Source organism: Streptomyces sp. NBC_01224, from assembly GCF_036002945.1.
Taxonomy (GTDB): Bacteria; Actinomycetota; Actinomycetes; order Streptomycetales; family Streptomycetaceae; genus Streptomyces.
This window is the reverse complement of the sequence record NZ_CP108529.1, coordinates 7,467,012-7,484,615: the sequence shown is the minus strand read 5'-3', so window position 1 is coordinate 7,484,615 and position 17,604 is coordinate 7,467,012. Positions and strand designations below refer to the sequence as shown.

Here is a 17,604-nt window from a genome sequence, read left to right as displayed (position 1 = left end):
AAGACCGCTCGAGTCAGCGAGAACCAACGAAAAGTCCTGGTCAGCCTCAGCCGACCAGGACATTTCAGGCATAACAACCGAGTTTTTTGGTCAGGATTCAGTCAACCCGCTGTTACGTGGCATGTTCACCTACCTGCGACGGCTGCCCGGACCTCGTCCGTGAGCCGTTCGGCGGCTGCGCGCAGCCCTGCCACGTCCGGTCCCTGGCTCAGTACGCCGCGGCTCACACTGGGCACCACATTGCCCACCGCGTCGCCGAAGACACCGGGCAGATCCGCGGGCGTCGCACCCTGGGCCCCGATCCCGGGGGCGAGCAGGGGGCCGTTGATGGCGAGATTGACGCCCGCGTCCCCGAGCGTGGCACCGACCACCGCGCCGACGGAGCCGAGCGGGGTGGCTCCCTCGTTCTCGGCGGCCATGTGGTCGAGCATCAGCTGGGCCAGCGAACGACCGTCGGCGGCGGTGGCGCGCTGAACCTCCGCTCCCTCCGGGTTGGAGGTCAGGGCGAGCACGAAGACGCCCGCGCCGGAGAGGACGGCCGCGTCGAGCGCCGGGCGCAGCGAACCGAAGCCGAGGTACGGCGACACGGTGACCGCGTCCGAGAACAGCGGCGACTCCTTGTCCAGATAGGTCGCAGCGTAGGCACCCATGGTGGAGCCGATGTCTCCGCGCTTGGCATCCATCAGGACGAGTGCACCGGCCGCCCGCGCCTCCTCGACGGCCTTCTCCAGGACCGCGATGCCACGCGAGCCGAAGCGCTCGAAGAACGCGGACTGCGGCTTGAGGACGGCGACCCGGTCCGCCAGTGCCTCGACGACCGTACGCGTGAAGTGCTCCAGACCTGCGACGTCGTCGTTCAGGCCCCAGGCGGTGAGGAGCGAGGCGTGCGGGTCGATGCCGACACAGAGCGGCCCGCGGGTGTCCATGGCGCGGCGCAGGCGTGCGCCGAACGGTTCCGGGATCATGCGGTGGCCTTCCTGGTTTCTGCGCCGACGGCTTCGGCGAGGGTGGCGTACGGGGAGGCGGCCAGGCGCGCGGCCAGGCCCTTGTGAATCGCCCGGGCGTAGAACGGGCCCTCGTAGATGAAGGCGCTGTATCCCTGGACGAGCGTGGCGCCGGCGAGAATGCGCTGCCAGGCGTCCTCGGCGTTCTCGATGCCCCCGACACCGACCAGGGTGATCCGGTCGCCCACGCGCGCGTACAGGCGGCTCAGGACCTCCAGGGAGCGTGCCTTGAGAGGCGCACCGGACAGCCCGCCGGTCTCCTTGACCAGGGACGGCGAGGACTTCAGGCCGAGGCCGTCCCGGGCGATGGTGGTGTTGGTGGCGATGATGCCGTCCAGCCCCAGCTCGACCGCGAGATCGGCGACCGCGTCGACGTCCTCGTCCGCGAGGTCCGGAGCGATCTTTACGAGCAGCGGGACCCGCCGGTCGGTGACGGTCCGGTCGGCTGCCTCACGCACGGCGCTGAGCAGGGGCCGGAGCGCCTCGGTGGCCTGGAGGTTGCGCAGGCCGGGGGTGTTGGGCGAGGAGACGTTCACGACGAGGTAGTCGGCGTGGCGGGCGAGCCGCTCGGTGGACTTCACATAGTCGCCGACCGCTTCGGCCTCCGGCACGACCTTGGTCTTGCCGATGTTGACGCCGACCGTGGTCCGGAAGACCGGCTTGCGGGTGGCCAGGCGCTCGGCCACGGCCGCGGAGCCCTCGTTGTTGAAGCCCATGCGGTTGATCAGCGCGCGGTCCGCCACGAGGCGGAAGAGACGCTTCTTGGGGTTGCCGGGCTGCGGCTCGCCGGTGACCGTACCGATCTCGATGTGGTCGAAGCCGAGCATCGACATGCCGTCGATCGCGACCGCGTTCTTGTCGAAGCCCGCGGCGAGGCCGAAGGGGCCGTGCATGCGCAGGCCGAGGGCCTCGGTTCGCAGCTCCTTGTAGCGGGGGGCGAGCGCGGCGGCGACGTAGGTGCGCAGCACGGGGATGCGGGCGGCGAGGCGGATCCACCGGAAGGCCAGGTGGTGCGCCTGCTCCGGGTCCATCCGCTTGAAGACCAGCTGGAAGAAGAATTTGTACATCGGGGTGTCCTCGGTGTCCTCACAGAGAGGGGGACACCGTTTCCGGTGTCCCCCTGCTGGGCCTGCTAGTCGCGCGCCGCGGTCAGATGTTCCGCGTGTTCCTGGAGGGAACGTACGCCGACGTCTCCGTGGTTGAGTGCGTCGATGCCCTGGACGGCGGCGGCGAGGGCCTGGACCGTCGTGAGGCACGGCACGGACCGGGCGACGGCCGCGGTACGGATCTCGTAGCCGTCGAGGCGGCCGCCCGTTCCGTACGGCGTGTTGACGATCAGGTCGACCTCGCCGTCGTGGATGAGCTGGACGATGGTCTTCTCGCCCTGCGGTCCGACGCCCTCGGACTGCTTGCGCACGACCGTGGCGTGGATGCCGTTGCGCTTGAGCACCTCGGCGGTGCCGGAGGTGGCCAGCAGCTCGAAGCCGTGGGCGACCAGCTCGCGCGCCGGAAAGATCATCGAGCGCTTGTCGCGGTTGGCCACGGAGATGAACGCGCGGCCCTTGGTGGGCAGCGGGCCGTACGCACCGGCCTGCGACTTGGCGTACGCCGTGCCGAAGACCGAGTCGATGCCCATGACCTCGCCGGTGGAGCGCATCTCCGGGCCGAGGACGGTGTCGACACCGCGGCCGTGGATGTCGCGGAACCGCGACCACGGCATGACGGCCTCCTTGACGGAGATCGGCGCGTCGAGCGGCAGGGTGCCGCCGTCGCCGTTCTTCGGCAGCAGACCCTCCTCGCGCAGCTCGGCGACGGTCGCGCCCAGCGAGATGCGGGCGGCAGCCTTGGCGAGCGGCACCGCGGTCGCCTTCGAGGTGAAGGGGACGGTGCGCGAGGCGCGCGGGTTGGCCTCCAGGACGTACAGGATGTCGCCGGAGAGCGCGAACTGGATGTTGATCAGTCCGCGTACGCCGACGCCCTTGGCGATGCCCTCGGTGGAGGTGCGCAGCCGCTTGATGTCGTAGCCGCCGAGGGTGATCGGGGGCAGTGCGCAGGCGGAGTCGCCGGAGTGGATGCCGGCCTCCTCGATGTGCTCCATGACGCCGCCGAGATAGAGCTCGGTGCCGTCGTAGAGCGCGTCGACGTCGATCTCGATGGCGTCGTCGAGGAAGCGGTCGACCAGGACCGGCCGGGTGGGGCTGATCTCGGTGGACTCGGCGATGTACGAGGAGAGCCGCGTCTCGTCGTACACGATCTCCATGCCGCGGCCGCCGAGCACGTACGACGGGCGCACGAGGACGGGGTAGCCGATCTCGTCGGCGATGGCCTTGGCCTCGGCGAAGGTGGTGGCGGTGCCGTGCTTCGGGGCCGGGAGTCCGGCCTCGTCCAGGACGCGGCCGAAGGCGCCGCGGTCCTCGGCGGCGTGGATCGCCTCCGGCGAGGTGCCGACGACCGGCACGCCGTTGTCCTTGAGCGCCTGCGACAGGCCCAGCGGGGTCTGGCCGCCGAGCTGGACGATGACACCGGCGATCGGGCCCGCGAGGGACTCGGCGTGCACGATCTCCAGCACGTCCTCGAGCGTCAGCGGCTCGAAGTACAGGCGGTCGGAGGTGTCGTAGTCGGTGGAGACCGTCTCCGGGTTGCAGTTGACCATCACGGTCTCGTAGCCGGCGTCGCTCAGCGCGAAGGAGGCGTGGACGCAGGAGTAGTCGAACTCGATGCCCTGGCCGATGCGGTTGGGGCCCGAGCCGAGGATGATCACCGCGGGCTTGGTGCGGGTCGCGACCTCGCTCTCCTCGTCGTACGAGGAGTAGAAGTACGGCGTCTTCGCGGCGAACTCGGCGGCGCAGGTGTCGACCGTCTTGTAGACCGGGCGGATGCCGAGCGCGTGCCGCACCTCGCGGACGACGTCCTCGCGCAGATCGCGGATCTCGGCGATCTGGGCATCGGAGAAGCCGTGCCGCTTCGCCTCGGCGAGCAGCTCGGGGTCGAGCTTGTCGGCGGCGGCCAGCTCGTCGGCGATCTCCTTGATCAGGAACAGCTGGTCGACGAACCAGGGGTCGATCTTCGTGGCGTCGAAGACCTCTTCCTGGGTGGCGCCGGCCCGGATCGCCTGCATGACGGTGTTGATACGGCCGTCGGTCGGCCGGACCGCCTCGGCGAGCAGCTCGGCCTTGTCGCCGGTCTCGCCGACGAAGGTGAACTGCGAGCCCTTCTTCTCCAGGGAGCGCAGCGCCTTCTGCAGCGCCTCGGTGAAGTTGCGGCCGATCGCCATGGCCTCGCCCACCGACTTCATGGTGGTGGTGAGGGTGGAGTCGGCGGACGGGAACTTCTCGAAGGCGAACCGCGGGGCCTTGACCACGACGTAGTCGAGCGTCGGCTCGAAGGAGGCCGGGGTCTTCTCGGTGATGTCGTTGGGGATCTCGTCGAGTGTGTAGCCGACGGCCAGCTTGGCGGCGATCTTGGCGATCGGGAAGCCGGTGGCCTTCGACGCCAGCGCCGAGGAGCGGGAGACGCGCGGGTTCATCTCGATCACGATGACGCGGCCGTCGGTCGGGTCGATGGCGAACTGGATGTTGCAGCCGCCGGTGTCGACGCCGACCTCGCGGATGATCGCGATGCCGATGTCGCGCAGCCGCTGGTACTCGCGGTCGGTGAGCGTCATCGCCGGGGCCACGGTGATCGAGTCACCCGTGTGGACGCCCATCGGGTCGAAGTTCTCGATGGAGCAGACGACCACGACGTTGTCGTTCTTGTCGCGCATCAGCTCCAGCTCGTACTCCTTCCAGCCGAGGATGGACTCCTCCAGGAGCACCTCGGTGGTCGGGGAGAGCGTGAGGCCCTGGCCGGCGATCCGGCGCAGCTCCTCCTCGTCGTGCGCGAAGCCGGAGCCGGCGCCGCCCATCGTGAAGGAGGGGCGGACGACGACGGGGTAGCCGCCGAGCGTCTCGACGCCCGCCAGGACGTCGTCCATCGAGTGGCAGATGACGGAGCGGGCGGACTCGCCGTGGCCGATCTTGGCGTTGACCGCTTCGACGACACCCTTGAAGAGGTCGCGGTCCTCACCCTTGTTGATGGCCTCGACATTGGCGCCGATGAGCTCGACGCCGTACTTCTCCAGGACACCGTTCTCGTGCATGGAGATCGCGGTGTTGAGCGCGGTCTGGCCGCCCAGCGTCGGGAGCAGCGCGTCGGGGCGCTCCTTGGCGATGATCTTCTCGACGAACTCGGGGGTGATCGGCTCGACGTACGTGGCGTCGGCGATCTCCGGGTCGGTCATGATCGTCGCCGGGTTGGAGTTGACCAGGATGACGCGCAGGCCCTCGGCCTTGAGCACGCGGCAGGCCTGGGTGCCGGAGTAGTCGAACTCGGCGGCCTGCCCGATGACGATCGGACCGGAGCCGATGACCAGGACGGACTGGATATCGGAGCGCTTAGGCACGCTGGCCCTCCATCAGGGAAACGAAGCGGTCGAAGAGGTACGCGGCGTCGTGCGGGCCGGCGGCCGCTTCGGGGTGGTACTGGACGCTGAAGGCCGGCTGGTCGAGGAGCTGCAGTCCCTCGACGACCTGGTCGTTCAGGCAGACGTGGGAGACCTCGGCGCGGCCGAACTTCGTGTCGGACACCTTGTCCAGCGGGGCGTCGACGGCGAAGCCGTGGTTGTGCGCGGTGACCTCGACCTTTCCGGTCGTACGGTCCTGCACCGGCTGGTTGATGCCGCGGTGGCCGTACTTCAGCTTGTAAGTGCCGAAGCCGAGGGCGCGGCCCAGGATCTGGTTGCCGAAGCAGATGCCGAAGAGCGGCGTCCTCCGCTCCAGGACGCCCTGCATGACGGAGACCGGGTGGTCGGCGGTGGCCGGGTCGCCGGGGCCGTTGGAGAAGAAGACGCCGTCGGGCTCGACCGCGTACACCTCGTCGAGGGTGGCGGTGGCGGGCAGGACGTGTACCTCGATGCCACGCTCGGCCATCCGGTGCGGGGTCATGCCCTTGATGCCGAGGTCGATCGCGGCGACGGTGAACTTCTTGGTGCCGATCGCGGGGACGACGTACGTCTCCTTGGTCGCGACCTCGGTTGAGAGGTCGGCGCCCACCATCTCGGGGGCTTCCTTGACGCGGGCCAGCAGCGTGGCCTCGTCGGCGATGGCGTCACCGGAGAAGATGCCGACGCGCATGGCGCCGCGCTCGCGCAGGTGGCGGGTGAGGGCGCGGGTGTCGATGCCGCTGATGCCGACGACGCCCTGGTGTTCCAGCTCCTCGTCGAGCGAGCGCTGCGAGCGCCAGTTGGAGGGCACCCGGGCGGGGTCGCGGACGACGTATCCGGCGACCCAGATCCGCTTCGACTCGGGGTCCTCGTCGTTCACACCGGTGTTGCCGACGTGCGGGGCGGTCATCACGACGACCTGACGGTGGTACGAGGGGTCGGTCAGCGTCTCCTGGTAGCCGGTCATGCCGGTGGAGAACACCGCCTCGCCGAAGGTCTCCCCCACGGCCCCGTAGGCGCGGCCGCGGAAGGCGCGGCCGTCCTCCAGGACGAGTACGGCGGGAGCTTTGGCGGCTCCCCGGGTGGAGATCGTCATCGTGCGGTGCCTTCCGTAGTGCTGGTGAGTTGTTCGATGGCCTCGACCCAGGCCGGGTGCTCGGCCGAGTGGTCGGAGCGGAAACCGGAGTCGATCAGCTTGTCGCCGTGCGCCCAGGTGATGATCAGCAGGCCGCCCTCGGGGAGGACCTTGCCCGCGATGCCCTTGTCGAGCCGGGCCTCACGCAGTGCGGCGGCCGGGACGAAGAAGTCGGCTGCCCCGGGTCGTACGACGTCGAGGCCCTGGTCGGTCAGGGTGAGCTCGACGCGGCTGCGGGTACCGAGCCCGTGGGCGACGATCCGGTCGAGCCACTGCCCGGCGCTCGTCGAGGCGTGGTACCTGCCGGTCAGCGTCAGCAGCTTCTCGCCGTCCGCGAACCCCTCCGGGGTGGAGCTGAGTTCCGGCAGATCGGACTGGAGACTCCCCCGCCACTTCCATCCCTGGCGCATCAGCCAGTAGACGAAGGCGATGAGGACGACCAGTCCGATGACCCAGCTGATGCGAGCGGACCAGTCGGTCACTTCGGCCGACTTCTGCTCGGCGGCGAGCTGGAGGTACAGGGGGGTGAGTGATGTCACGCGAGCTTCCCGTCGACGACCGTGGCACGGCCCCGCAGGAAGGTGTGGGTGACTCGGCCCGGCAGCTCGCGACCCTCGTAGGGAGTGTTGCGGCTGCGGGAGGCGAAGCCCGCGGGGTCCACCACACCACGGTATGCCGGATCGACCAGCGTGAGGTTGGCGGGCTCACCGGCCGAGACGGGCCGGCCGTGTCCGTCGAGACGGCCGATGGCGGCGGGACGGAACGACATCCGGTCGGCGACGCCCGCCCAGTCGATGAGGCCGGTGTCGACCATTGTCTGCTGGACGACGGAGAGCGCGGTCTCCAGGCCCACCATGCCCATGGCGGCGGCGGCCCACTCGCAGTCCTTGTCCTCGTGCGGGTGCGGGGCGTGGTCGGTGGCGACGCAGTCGATGGTGCCGTCGGCGAGCGCCTCGCGCAGGGCCATGACGTCGGCCTCGGTGCGCAGCGGCGGGTTCACCTTGTAGACCGGGTTGTAGGACCGCACGAGCTCGTCGGTGAGGAGCAGGTGGTGCGGGGTGACCTCGGCGGTGACGTTCCAGCCCTTGGACTTGGCCCAGCGGACGATCTCGACGGAGCCGGCGGTCGACAGGTGGCAGATGTGCACCCGGGAGCCGACGTGGGCGGCGAGCAGTACGTCGCGGGCGATGATCGACTCCTCGGCGACGGCGGGCCAGCCGCCGAGACCGAGTTCCGCGGAGACGATGCCCTCGTTCATCTGGGCGCCCTCGGTGAGGCGGGGCTCCTGGGCGTGCTGGGCGACGACACCGTCGAAGGCCTTCACGTACTCCAGCGCACGGCGCATGATCACCGCGTCGTCGACGCACTTGCCGTCGTCGGAGAAGACTTTCACTCCGGCGGCCGAATCGTGCATGGCGCCGAGTTCGGCGAGCTTCTTGCCCTCCAGGCCGACAGTGACGGCGCCGATCGGCTGCACGTCGCAGTAGCCGGACTCCTTGCCGAGCCGCCAGACCTGCTCGACGACACCGGCGGTGTCAGCGACCGGGAACGTGTTGGCCATGGCATGCACGGCGGTGAAGCCACCGACGGCCGCCGCCTTCGTTCCGGTGAGGACGGTCTCGGAGTCCTCGCGGCCGGGCTCGCGCAGGTGGGTGTGGAGGTCGACCAGGCCGGGCAACAGGATCTGGCCCTCGGCCTCGACGACGGTCGCGTCACCGGCCTCGATGCCGGTACCACTCCAGTCGATTTCGCCCTGCCGGGCGGTGGCGGCGATGGTCTCGCCGTCGATCAGGACGTCCTGGGATTCGCCGCCGAGGACCTTCGCGCCGCGGATAAGGATCTTGCTCATGGTTACTTGTTCTCCTCGGTACGGGCGGGGGTGGCGGGTTCGGAGCCGCCCAGCAGCAGGTACAGGACAGCCATGCGGATCGAGACGCCGTTGGCGACCTGCTCGACGGCCGTGCACCGGTCGGAGTCGGCGACCTCGGCGGTGATCTCCATGCCGCGGACCATCGGACCGGGGTGCATGACGATGGCGTCCTGGGGCATCTTCGCCATGCGGTCGCCGTCCAGGCCGTAGCGGCGGGAGTACTCGCGCTCGGTCGGGAAGTACGCGGCGTTCATCCGTTCGCGCTGTACACGCAACATCATCACCGCGTCGGACTTCGGCAGCACCTCGTCGAGGCTGTAGCTGACGTCGCACGGCCATTGCTCGACGCCGACCGGGACGAGAGTCGGCGGGGCGACCAGGGTGACGTGCGCGCCGAGCGTGGTCAGCAGGTGGACGTTGGAGCGAGCCACCCGGCTGTGCAGGATGTCGCCGACGATGGTGACCCGGCGGCCTTCGAGGTCCCGGCCGATACCGGCGTCGGCCCCGACGAGGCGGCGGCGCAGGGTGAAGGCGTCCAGGAGGGCCTGGGTGGGGTGCTCGTGGGTGCCGTCACCGGCGTTGACAACGGCGCCGTCGATCCAGCCGGAGGTGGCGAGACGGTACGGGGCACCGGAGGCACCGTGCCGGATGACGACGGCGTCGGCGCCCATCGCCTCCAGGGTCAGCGCGGTGTCCTTGAGCGACTCGCCCTTGGAGACGGACGAGCCCTTCGCGGAGAAGTTGATGACATCGGCGGAGAGGCGCTTGGCGGCGGCCTCGAAGGAGATGCGGGTACGCGTCGAGTCCTCGAAGAAGAGGTTGACGACGGTACGGCCGCGCAGGGTGGGGAGCTTCTTGATCGGCCGGTCCGCGACCCGTGCCATTTCCTCGGCGGTGTCGAGGATCAGGACGGCGTCGTCGCGGGTGAGGTCGGCGGCCGAGATGAGGTGACGCTTCATCTGGGTGTTCTCCGGGGGCTGGAGGGTTCAGGCATGCGGGCGTGCGGAAGCTGCCGTACGGGGTTCGAGGTACTCCGTACGGGTGAAGTTCAGCTACTGCTCGCCCGCCGGGGCGGTCTGCAGGACACCGAGCAGCACGGCGTCGCGGCCGTCCTCCTCGGCGAGCTGGACCTTGACCGTCTCCCGCAGCGACGTGGGGAGGTTCTTGCCGACGTAGTCGGCACGGATCGGGAGTTCGCGGTGACCGCGGTCGACGAGGACCGCGAGCTGCACCGCGCGGGGCCGGCCGATGTCGCCCAGCGCGTCGAGCGCTGCGCGGATCGTGCGGCCCGAGAAGAGGACATCGTCGACGAGGACGACCAGGCGGCCCTCGATGCCCTCGCCGGGGATCTCGGTACGGGCCAGGGCGCGCGCAGGGCGCAGCCGCAAGTCGTCGCGGTACATCGTGATGTCGAGTGACCCGACCGGCATCTTCCGGCCGGTGATCTCTTGGAGTTTTTCGGCGAGCCGGCCGGCGAGGAAGACGCCCCGCGTCGGGATACCGAGGAGCACCACGTCGTCGGCGCCCTTGGCGCGTTCGACGATCTCGTGGGCGATTCGGGTCAGTACTCGGGCGATGTCGGGAGCCTCGAGAACGGGGCGTGCCGCATTGCCGGTGGCTTCGTGCTGTGCGTCCATAAGAAACGGACCTCCTTCTCCGCCTCACGGGACGGACCTTAAAGGACGTCGAAATTGCGTCATCAACGTTACCAGGGCTTGCACAGCGCCCTGGTCACACCCCCGGGAGGTGCCGGTCCGGACCATTCGGCTTGACGCATCCAAGTAACGCTGCGTAACCTCACAGTGAGTTACCAGCCACGCGGCGGAGCCGCAAAAATGTTCCAGCGTCCGGGGAGCCTTATGTCCAGCGAATACGCAAAGCAGCTCGGGGCCAAGCTCCGTGCCATCCGCACCCAGCAGGGCCTCTCCCTCCATGGCGTGGAGGAGAAGTCCCAGGGCCGCTGGAAGGCCGTCGTGGTCGGTTCGTACGAGCGCGGCGACCGTGCCGTGACCGTCCAGCGTCTTGCCGAACTCGCTGATTTCTACGGAGTCCCGGTGCAGGAACTCCTGCCCGGTACGACGCCTGGCGGGGCCGCTGAGCCGCCGCCGAAGCTTGTCCTGGACCTGGAGCGCCTCGCCCACGTCCCGCCGGAGAAGGCCGGGCCGTTGCAACGCTACGCCGCGACGATCCAGAGCCAGCGCGGTGACTACAACGGCAAGGTGCTCTCGATCCGCCAGGACGACCTGCGCACGCTGGCCGTGATCTACGACCAGTCGCCGTCCGTGCTCACGGAACAGCTGATCAGCTGGGGCGTGCTGGACGCGGACGCGCGTCGCGCCGTCGCCCACGAAGAGGGCTGACACCCCTCGCAGAAACGTACCGCCGTGTCGGCGCGGGTTCACCCATTCGGGTGCCCGCGCCGACACGGTTTTTTTGGTTGCCGGCAACCGGCCTCCCGCACGCCGAAGGGCCCGCGGTCACAACTTGACCACGGGCCCTTCGTGGCTGAACGCCGCCGGAGGCTACTGCTCCCGGCGGAGGTTCGGCTTGAGGTCCTTGAACCGGGCCAGCAGCCCGTTCACGAAGGACGGGGAGTCATCGGTGGAGAACTCCTTGGCGAGCTGGACCGCCTCGTCGATCACCACCGCGTCCGGCGTCCCGTCCACCCAGATCAGCTCGTACGCACCGAGCCGCAGGATGTTCCGGTCGACGACCGGCATGCGGTCGATCTCCCAGTCCACGGCGTAGGTGATGATGAGGTCGTCGATCCGGTCGGCGTACTGCGCGTACCCCTCGACGAGTTCCATCGTGTACTCGGTGACCGGGGGCTGACGGGTGTCGGACCGCGAGAGCCGCACCCAGTCCGCGAGGACCGTCTGCACGGACTCACCGCGCTGGTCGGCCTCGAAGAGGATCTGGAAGGCTCGCTTGCGGGCCGTGTTCCGAGCAGCCACGGTTAGCTGTTCACCCGGCCGAGGTAGTCGCCCGTGCGGGTGTCGACCTTGATCTTCTCACCCGTGGTGATGAAGAGCGGGACGCCGATCTCGTAGTCGGTCTCCAGCGTGGCGGGCTTGGTGCCACCGGTGGAGCGGTCGCCCTGGACGCCCGGGTCGGTGTGCTTGACGGTCAGCTCGACGGCGGCGGGCAGCTCGACGTAGAGCACCTCGCCCTCGTGCTGGGCGACGGAGGCGGTGAAGCCCTCGATCAGGAAGTTGGCAGCGTTGCCGACGGCCTTGCGGTCGACCATGAGCTGGTCGTAGGTGTCCATGTCCATGAAGACGAAGTACTCGCCGTCCATGTACGAGAACTGCATGTCGCGACGGTCGATGGTGGCCGTTTCGACCTTCACGCCGGCGTTGAACGTCTTGTCGACGACCTTGCCGGACAGCACGTTCTTGAGCTTGGTGCGCACGAAGGCCGGGCCCTTGCCGGGCTTGACGTGCTGGAACTCGACGACGGACCAGAGCTGGCCTCCGTCGAGCTTGAGCACCAGGCCGTTCTTGAGGTCGTTCGTGGAAGCCACGGTTGCGGAATCTCCTGGACTGAAGCTGGTGGAACGACCGAGGATGCGCGCTAGAGCGCGAGCAGCTCCTTGGTCGTAATGGTGAGTAGCTCGGGTCCGCCGTCCGCCTCGGGGCGCACGACGAGCGTGTCATCGATCCGGACCCCGCCCCGGCCCGGGAGGTGGACCCCCGGTTCGACGGTGACCGGCACACAAGCGTCCAGTTTACCCATGGCTGCAGGTGCCAGCTGCGGGTCCTCGTCGATTTCGAGCCCCACCCCGTGCCCGGTCCATGGTGCGAGGCCCCCGCCGTGGCCCGCGGAGTCCAGGAGATAGCGGGCCGCACGGTCCACATCGCGGTAGGCGGCCCCCGGCACGAGAGCCTCGCGCCCGGCCCGCTGAGCGGCGAAAACCAGGTCGTAGAGCTCGATCTGCCAGTCGGCGGGCGCGGTCCCGATGACGAACGTACGGCCGATCTCACAGCGGTAGCCGCGATAGTTCGCACCCAGACAGACGGAGAGAAAATCCCCCTCCTCCACCCGCCGGTCCGAGGGGCGGTGGCGGCCCTGGCCGGAGTTCGGCCCGGTGGCCACGGAAGTGGCGAAGGCGGGGCCGTCGGCACCGTGGTCCACCAGGCGGCGCTCCAGCTCCAGGGCGAGATGCCGTTCGGTGCGTCCCACCAGGATGGATTCGAGGAGTTCGCCCAGGGCCTGGTCGGTGATCTCGGCGGCGATCCGCAGACAGGCGATCTCCTCCTCATCCTTGACGACCCGCAGCTGCTCGACGGTGGCGCCGAGATCGGCGAGCCGCAGCCGCGGGGCGATGGAGCTCATGGCCCGGTGGCGGGAGACCGTCAGATGGTGTTCCTCGACGGCCAGGGACTCCGCACCGACGGAGGTGGCCAGACCGGCGGCCGCGACCACCGGATCGCCGTCTGTGGCCGGCATCAGTGACACCCGCAGCTGCTCGTCGGTGCGCCCGTCGGCGGGATCGCCGGTCGGGGCCTGGGGGCAGAGCAGGACGTCCTCACCGGGGCCGAGCAGCAACACGGCGCCCGGGGGCGCTCCGCCCGCGAGATAGCGGACATTGGCGGGGCGGGAGACCAGAGCGGCCGCGGATCCGACGGCGGCGCACCGGTCGCGGAGCAGCCCGCGGCGGACGGCGTACACGTCTGACATGTCACGAGCCTACGAGTGGTGGCTCGGGCCTGCTCGGTCAGCGCAGCCGACCGGGGGCCGCGGCCGGTCCCGTCACAGGACCGGGAACCCCGCCCGATGGCGGTTCACCAGGCCGGGGGGCTTGCTATGGAGCGGGCGAGTATGTCGTCCAGGACGCGGGCGGTGGTCTCCACGTCGTACGTCGAGTTGTCGATGATCGGCAGTCCGGAGCCGTACCATCCGGCCATCCGGCCGTGGATGCGGGCGACCTCCTCGTCCGAGAGGCGGCGGTTCCCGCTGCGGGCGGCGTTGCGCTCCAGCACGATCTCCAGGCCGGGCAGCAGAACGACCGGCAGCAGTCCGGGGCCGACATGGCGTTTCCAGCCGCCGAGGCCGACGACCGGCCGGTCCGGGAAGACGGCGTCGTCCAGGATGCAGGAGATCCCGTTGGCGAGGAAGTTACGGGCGGCGAAGCCGCAGGTGCGACGGGCGAGACGGTACTGGGCCTCGGAGTGGTCGTTCCACCCGGCCTGGGGGTCGGCAAAGCCGGAGCAGACCCATTCGCGGACGTCGTCGAGGCTGACGTGAGCCGTGGGAACCCGGCGGCGGCTGGCCCAGAGCTTGGCCACGGTGGTCTTGCCCGCGCCCGCGGGACCGATCAGGAGAACGGCGAGGGTCGCGCTGCCGGTGCCGGGCTCGGCGGGCGGCGCGGGCAGCGGGACGGGCCCGCCGGGCGGCAACTGGATGTGCCCGGTGGTCTCCCTGGAGACAGGCACCGGGGCGTGCTGCGGGGCGGGTCCGTGCCAGCCCTGGGGCGTGGGAGGGGTGGTGGGCGGCGGCCCAGGCGGTCCGAGGTGCTGGGCCTGGTGCGTCCAGCCGACAGGTCCGCTTCCGGGGCCTTGGGGCGGCGGCAGCGGGGCCCCCACTGCGTGCTGCATCCGGTGCCACTCCGTCTCGTACAGGCAACTGGCGCTGGTGGAACGGCAACCGTACCGTCCCCGGCCGCCCCTGAGGGAACGGTCGGGAACGGTCCACAGTGCCCGGTCGGCCGGTCGGCCGTCCGGGGCACCGGTTGGTCAGTCGGTCAACTCGTCCGCGAGCGCGCGCAGAGCGAGGCGGTAGGAGCCGATGCCGAATCCGGCCACGGTCCCCGTGGCGACCGGCGCGACCACGGAGTTGTGGCGGAATTCCTCCCGTGCGTACGGGTTCGAGATGTGCACCTCGATCAGCGGGGCGGTGCGCTGGGCCGCCGCATCCCGCATTCCGTACGAGTAGTGGGTGAAGGCCCCCGGGTTGAGAACGACCGGAATTGAACCGTCCGCGGCCTCGTGGAGCCAGCGGATCAGCTCGCCCTCGTCGTTGGTCTCCCGGACGTCGACATCGAAGCCGAGCTCCTTGCCGAGGGCCTGACAGGTCTCGACGAGTCCGGCGTACGACGTGGCGCCGTACACATCGGGCTCGCGGGAGCCGAGGCGCCCGAGGTTCGGCCCGTTGAGGACGAGGACCCGGCGGGTCACGCCGACACCTCCCCGTAGGCGGCCAGCAGCACTGCCGGGTCGGGGCCCTCCAGCACGGTGGGCTTGCCGAGGCCGTCGAGGACGATGAAGCGCAGCAGGTCGCCGCGGGACTTCTTGTCGACCTTCATGTTCTCCAGCAGCTTGGGCCACTGGTCGCCGCGGTAGGTGAGCGGCAGTCCGACGGACTCCAGGACGGCACGGTGCCGGTCGGCGGTGGCGTCGTCGAGGCGTCCGGCCAGCCGGCCCAGCTCGGCGGCGAAGACCATGCCGACCGAGACGGCCGCGCCATGCCGCCACTTGTAGCGCTCGTTCTTCTCGATGGCGTGGGCCAGGGTGTGACCGTAGTTGAGGATCTCGCGCAGTCCGGACTCCTTGAGGTCGCTGGAGACGACCTCGGCCTTGACCCGGATGGCGCGTTCGATCAGCTCCGCGGTGTGCGCTCCGGTGGGCGTACGGGCGCCTTCCGGGTCCGCCTCGATGAGGTCGAGGATCGCGGGGTCGGCGATGAAGCCGGCCTTGATGATCTCGGCCATGCCGCTGACGTAGTCGTGAACGGGCAGCGAGTCCAGGGCGGCGAGGTCGCAGAGGACCCCGGCGGGCGGGTGGAAGGCGCCGACGAGGTTCTTGCCCTCGGCGGTGTTGATGCCCGTCTTGCCGCCGACGGCCGCGTCGACCATGCCGAGCACGGTCGTGGGTACGGCGATCCAGCGCACGCCGCGCAGCCAGGTCGCGGCGACGAATCCGGCGACATCGGTGGTGGCGCCGCCGCCGACGCCGACGATGACATCGGTACGGGTGAAGCCGGTCTGCCCGAGCGCCTTCCAGCAGTACGCCGCGACTTCGACGGTCTTGGCCTCCTCGGCGTTCGGCAGCTGGATCGCGATGGCCTCGTAGCCCTGCTCGGCGAGGTCCTGACGGACCGCCTCACCGGTCTCGGCGAGCGCCTCGGGGTGCAGTACGGCAACCCGATTGGCACGGTCGCCGATGAGCGTGGGCAGCTCGCCGAGGAGCTGCCGGCCGACCAGCACCTCGTACGGGTCGCTGCCCGCGCCGCCGGCGATCTGGATACGGGTGGGGCCCTGCTCGGTCATACGTGTGTTCTCCACGCCGGGGGCGACGGGGTCGCCCGTGCGCTCCGGCAGTTCCAGTGCGTCGAGGACCGCCTGGGCGACCTCTTCGGGGGTGCGCTCGTCGGTGGCGACGGTCGCCCGGGCCACCTCGGTGTACAGATGGCGGCGGGCGTCCATCAGCTCGCGCCACTGCCGGCGCGGGTTGACGGCGAGCAACGGGCGGGCGGTGTTCAGGCCGACCCGTTTGACGGCCTCCTCCACGTCCATCGAGAGATACACGACGGGGTGGTCGGCGAGCAGTGCACGGGTCGTCTCGTCGAGCACGGCGCCGCCGCCGAGGGAGAGAACACCAGTGTGCTCGGCGACGGCGGTCTGCACCGCCCGTCGCTCCAGCTCGCGGAAGTGTTCCTCGCCCTCGTCGTAGAAGATCTCCGAGATCGGCTTGCCGGCCGTGGCGACGACGTCCGCGTCGGTGTCCCGGTAGGTGGTGCCGAGCCGGTCGGCGAGCAGTTCACCGACCGTGGACTTGCCGACGCCCATCGGGCCGACGAGGACGATCAGCGGGCCGCTCATCGGATCTGGAGGTGGTCGAGGTACGACTGGACGTTGCGGTGGGTCTCGGGGACGCTGTCGCCGCCGAACTTCTCCGCGACGGCGTCGGCGAGGACCAGGGCGACCATCGCCTCGGCGACGATGCCGGCGGCCGGCACGGCACAGACATCGGAGCGCTGATGGTGGGCCTTGGCGGGTTCGCCGGTGACGACGTCGACGGTGGCGAGCGCGCGCGGAACCGTCGCGATGGGCTTCATGGCCGCGCGGACCCGCAGCAGCTCGCCGGTGGTCAGACCGCCCTCGGTGCCGCCGGAGCGGCCGGAGGCCCGCTTGATGCCGTCCTCGGTGACCAGGATCTCGTCGTGCGCCTTGGAGCCGGGGACCCGGGCCAGGTCGAAGCCGTCGCCGACCTCGACCCCCTTGATGGCCTGGATGCCCATCAGGGCTGCGGCGAGCCGGGCGTCGAGACGGCGGTCCCAGTGCACGTGCGAGCCGAGGCCGACCGGCACTCCGTACGCCAGCACCTCGACCACACCGCCGAGGGTGTCGCCGTCCTTGTGGGCCTGGTCGATCTCGGCGACCATTTCCTTGCTCGCGTCGGCGTCCAGGCAGCGCACCGGGTCGGCGTCCAGCCTCTCGACGTCCGCGGGTGTGGGGTAGACGCCGTAGGGCGCCTTGGCCGCGGCCAGCTCGACGACGTGGCTGACGATCTCGATGCCGGCGGTCTCCTTGAGGTACGACCGCGCGACGGCACCGAGCGCGACGCGGGCCGCGGTCTCCCGGGCACTGGCGCGCTCCAGGATCGGCCGCGCCTCGTCGAAGCCGTACTTCTGCATGCCGGCGAGGTCGGCGTGGCCGGGGCGGGGGCGGGTCAGCGGTGCGTTACGGGCCAGCGCGGCCAGTTCGTCGGGGTCGACCGGGTCGGCCGACATGACCTGCTCCCACTTGGGCCATTCGGTGTTGCCCACCATGACGGCGACCGGGGAGCCCATGGTCAGCCCGTGGCGTACCCCGCCGAGGAAGGTGACCTCGTCCTTCTCGAACTTCATGCGAGCGCCGCGGCCATAGCCGAGCCGCCGCCGGGCCAGTGCGTCCGCCACCATCTCCGTGGTGATCGGGACACCGGCGGGAAGACCCTCCAGCGTCGCCACCAGTGCGGGGCCGTGCGACTCCCCTGCGGTCAGCCAGCGCAACCTGCTCAACGGTGCTCCTCATGCTCGCGCCTGAAACTGCGACGGCGCGACCGGGTGCGCGGCCCTGGCCCGCCGCCTTCGATCCTCCCACGCTTGGGCACCCGAACCGGCCGCCGGTCCAGCA

At 70.1% G+C, this 17,604-nt stretch carries 16 protein-coding genes; 1 reads left to right on the top strand and 15 read right to left on the bottom strand.

Annotated elements, in window-relative coordinates:
- Nucleotides 1-125: 125 nt before the first annotated feature.
- From pyrF to pyrR, 8 genes are all read right to left on the bottom strand, one after another.
- Complete coding sequence (gene pyrF, locus OG609_RS33750) at nucleotides 126-965, bottom strand: orotidine-5'-phosphate decarboxylase (RefSeq protein WP_327276294.1); 840 nt, start codon at nucleotides 963-965, stop codon at nucleotides 126-128.
- Nucleotides 962-2,071: a quinone-dependent dihydroorotate dehydrogenase gene (locus OG609_RS33745; protein ID WP_327276293.1), complete on the bottom strand. Its 1,110-nt coding sequence runs from the start codon at nucleotides 2,069-2,071 to the stop codon at nucleotides 962-964. The genes pyrF and OG609_RS33745 overlap by 4 nt, the downstream gene beginning before the upstream one ends.
- Nucleotides 2,072-2,136: 65 nt before the next feature.
- Nucleotides 2,137-5,445 (bottom strand): carbamoyl-phosphate synthase large subunit, encoded by a 3,309-nt coding sequence (gene carB / locus OG609_RS33740; RefSeq protein WP_327276292.1) that lies wholly within the window; start codon nucleotides 5,443-5,445, stop codon nucleotides 2,137-2,139.
- Nucleotides 5,438-6,580: a glutamine-hydrolyzing carbamoyl-phosphate synthase small subunit gene (gene carA, locus OG609_RS33735; RefSeq protein ID WP_327276291.1), complete on the bottom strand. Its 1,143-nt coding sequence runs from the start codon at nucleotides 6,578-6,580 to the stop codon at nucleotides 5,438-5,440. Before carA ends, carB begins: the two co-directional genes overlap by 8 nt.
- Nucleotides 6,577-7,158: a PH-like domain-containing protein gene (locus tag OG609_RS33730; RefSeq protein ID WP_327276290.1), complete on the bottom strand. Its 582-nt coding sequence runs from the start codon at nucleotides 7,156-7,158 to the stop codon at nucleotides 6,577-6,579. The genes carA and OG609_RS33730 overlap by 4 nt, the downstream gene beginning before the upstream one ends.
- Entirely contained in the window at nucleotides 7,155-8,468 is a 1,314-nt protein-coding gene (locus OG609_RS33725) for a dihydroorotase (protein ID WP_093894508.1), read from the bottom strand. The genes OG609_RS33730 and OG609_RS33725 overlap by 4 nt, the downstream gene beginning before the upstream one ends.
- Before the next feature lie 2 nt (nucleotides 8,469-8,470).
- Nucleotides 8,471-9,448, bottom strand: a complete 978-nt coding sequence (locus OG609_RS33720; RefSeq protein ID WP_327276289.1) for an aspartate carbamoyltransferase catalytic subunit — start codon at nucleotides 9,446-9,448, stop codon at nucleotides 8,471-8,473.
- Nucleotides 9,449-9,541: 93 nt separating this feature from the next.
- Nucleotides 9,542-10,126 carry a bifunctional pyr operon transcriptional regulator/uracil phosphoribosyltransferase PyrR gene (gene pyrR, locus OG609_RS33715; RefSeq protein ID WP_327276288.1) on the bottom strand — a complete coding sequence of 195 codons (585 nt, stop codon included), beginning with the start codon at nucleotides 10,124-10,126 and terminating at the stop codon, nucleotides 9,542-9,544.
- A 222-nt stretch (nucleotides 10,127-10,348) separates the two neighbouring features.
- On the opposite strand from pyrR, the gene bldD reads away from it, so the two are divergent.
- Nucleotides 10,349-10,849: a transcriptional regulator BldD gene (gene bldD / locus OG609_RS33710; RefSeq protein ID WP_014044812.1), complete on the top strand. Its 501-nt coding sequence runs from the start codon at nucleotides 10,349-10,351 to the stop codon at nucleotides 10,847-10,849.
- A 162-nt stretch (nucleotides 10,850-11,011) separates the two neighbouring features.
- On the opposite strand, the gene nusB is transcribed toward bldD, so the two are convergent.
- The 7 genes from nusB to aroC all read right to left on the bottom strand — a co-directional run bounded on the left by nusB (nucleotide 11,012) and on the right by aroC (nucleotide 17,489).
- Nucleotides 11,012-11,443: a transcription antitermination factor NusB gene (gene nusB / locus OG609_RS33705; RefSeq protein ID WP_327276287.1), complete on the bottom strand. Its 432-nt coding sequence runs from the start codon at nucleotides 11,441-11,443 to the stop codon at nucleotides 11,012-11,014.
- A gap of 2 nt (nucleotides 11,444-11,445) precedes the next feature.
- The gene (efp, locus tag OG609_RS33700) at nucleotides 11,446-12,012 is read right to left on the bottom strand and encodes an elongation factor P (protein WP_266363161.1); all 567 of its coding nucleotides are present in this window, start codon (nucleotides 12,010-12,012) and stop codon (nucleotides 11,446-11,448) included.
- A 50-nt stretch (nucleotides 12,013-12,062) separates the two neighbouring features.
- Entirely contained in the window at nucleotides 12,063-13,169 is a 1,107-nt protein-coding gene (locus tag OG609_RS33695; protein ID WP_327276286.1) for an aminopeptidase P family protein, read from the bottom strand.
- A 104-nt stretch (nucleotides 13,170-13,273) separates the two neighbouring features.
- Entirely contained in the window at nucleotides 13,274-14,086 is an 813-nt protein-coding gene (locus OG609_RS33690) for a Pro-rich N-terminal domain-containing protein (RefSeq protein WP_327276285.1), read from the bottom strand.
- A 138-nt stretch (nucleotides 14,087-14,224) separates the two neighbouring features.
- The gene (aroQ, locus tag OG609_RS33685; RefSeq protein WP_114243499.1) at nucleotides 14,225-14,665 is read right to left on the bottom strand and encodes a type II 3-dehydroquinate dehydratase; all 441 of its coding nucleotides are present in this window, start codon (nucleotides 14,663-14,665) and stop codon (nucleotides 14,225-14,227) included.
- Nucleotides 14,662-16,308: a 3-dehydroquinate synthase gene (aroB, locus tag OG609_RS33680; protein WP_327276284.1), complete on the bottom strand. Its 1,647-nt coding sequence runs from the start codon at nucleotides 16,306-16,308 to the stop codon at nucleotides 14,662-14,664. The genes aroQ and aroB overlap by 4 nt, the downstream gene beginning before the upstream one ends.
- A complete protein-coding gene (aroC, locus tag OG609_RS33675; RefSeq protein ID WP_114243501.1) occupies nucleotides 16,305-17,489 on the bottom strand; it encodes a chorismate synthase in 1,185 nt (394 codons plus the stop codon). Before aroC ends, aroB begins: the two co-directional genes overlap by 4 nt.
- Nucleotides 17,490-17,604: the final 115 nt, after the last annotated feature.

Excerpts from the sequence above, each read along its gene's own strand:
- pyrF (WP_327276294.1), bottom strand. The coding sequence starts at position 965 with ATGATCCCGGAACCGTTCGGCGCACGCCTGCGCCGCGCCATGGACACC.
- OG609_RS33745 (WP_327276293.1), bottom strand. The coding sequence starts at position 2,071 with ATGTACAAATTCTTCTTCCAGCTGGTCTTCAAGCGGATGGACCCGGAG.
- carA (WP_327276291.1), bottom strand. The coding sequence starts at position 6,580 with ATGACGATCTCCACCCGGGGAGCCGCCAAAGCTCCCGCCGTACTCGTC.
- OG609_RS33725 (WP_093894508.1), bottom strand. The coding sequence starts at position 8,468 with ATGAGCAAGATCCTTATCCGCGGCGCGAAGGTCCTCGGCGGCGAATCC.
- OG609_RS33720 (WP_327276289.1), bottom strand. The coding sequence starts at position 9,448 with ATGAAGCGTCACCTCATCTCGGCCGCCGACCTCACCCGCGACGACGCC.
- pyrR (WP_327276288.1), bottom strand. The coding sequence starts at position 10,126 with ATGGACGCACAGCACGAAGCCACCGGCAATGCGGCACGCCCCGTTCTC.
- bldD (WP_014044812.1), top strand. The coding sequence starts at position 10,349 with ATGTCCAGCGAATACGCAAAGCAGCTCGGGGCCAAGCTCCGTGCCATC.
- OG609_RS33695 (WP_327276286.1), bottom strand. The coding sequence starts at position 13,169 with ATGTCAGACGTGTACGCCGTCCGCCGCGGGCTGCTCCGCGACCGGTGC.
- OG609_RS33690 (WP_327276285.1), bottom strand. The coding sequence starts at position 14,086 with ATGCAGCACGCAGTGGGGGCCCCGCTGCCGCCGCCCCAAGGCCCCGGA.
- aroB (WP_327276284.1), bottom strand. The coding sequence starts at position 16,308 with ATGAGCGGCCCGCTGATCGTCCTCGTCGGCCCGATGGGCGTCGGCAAG.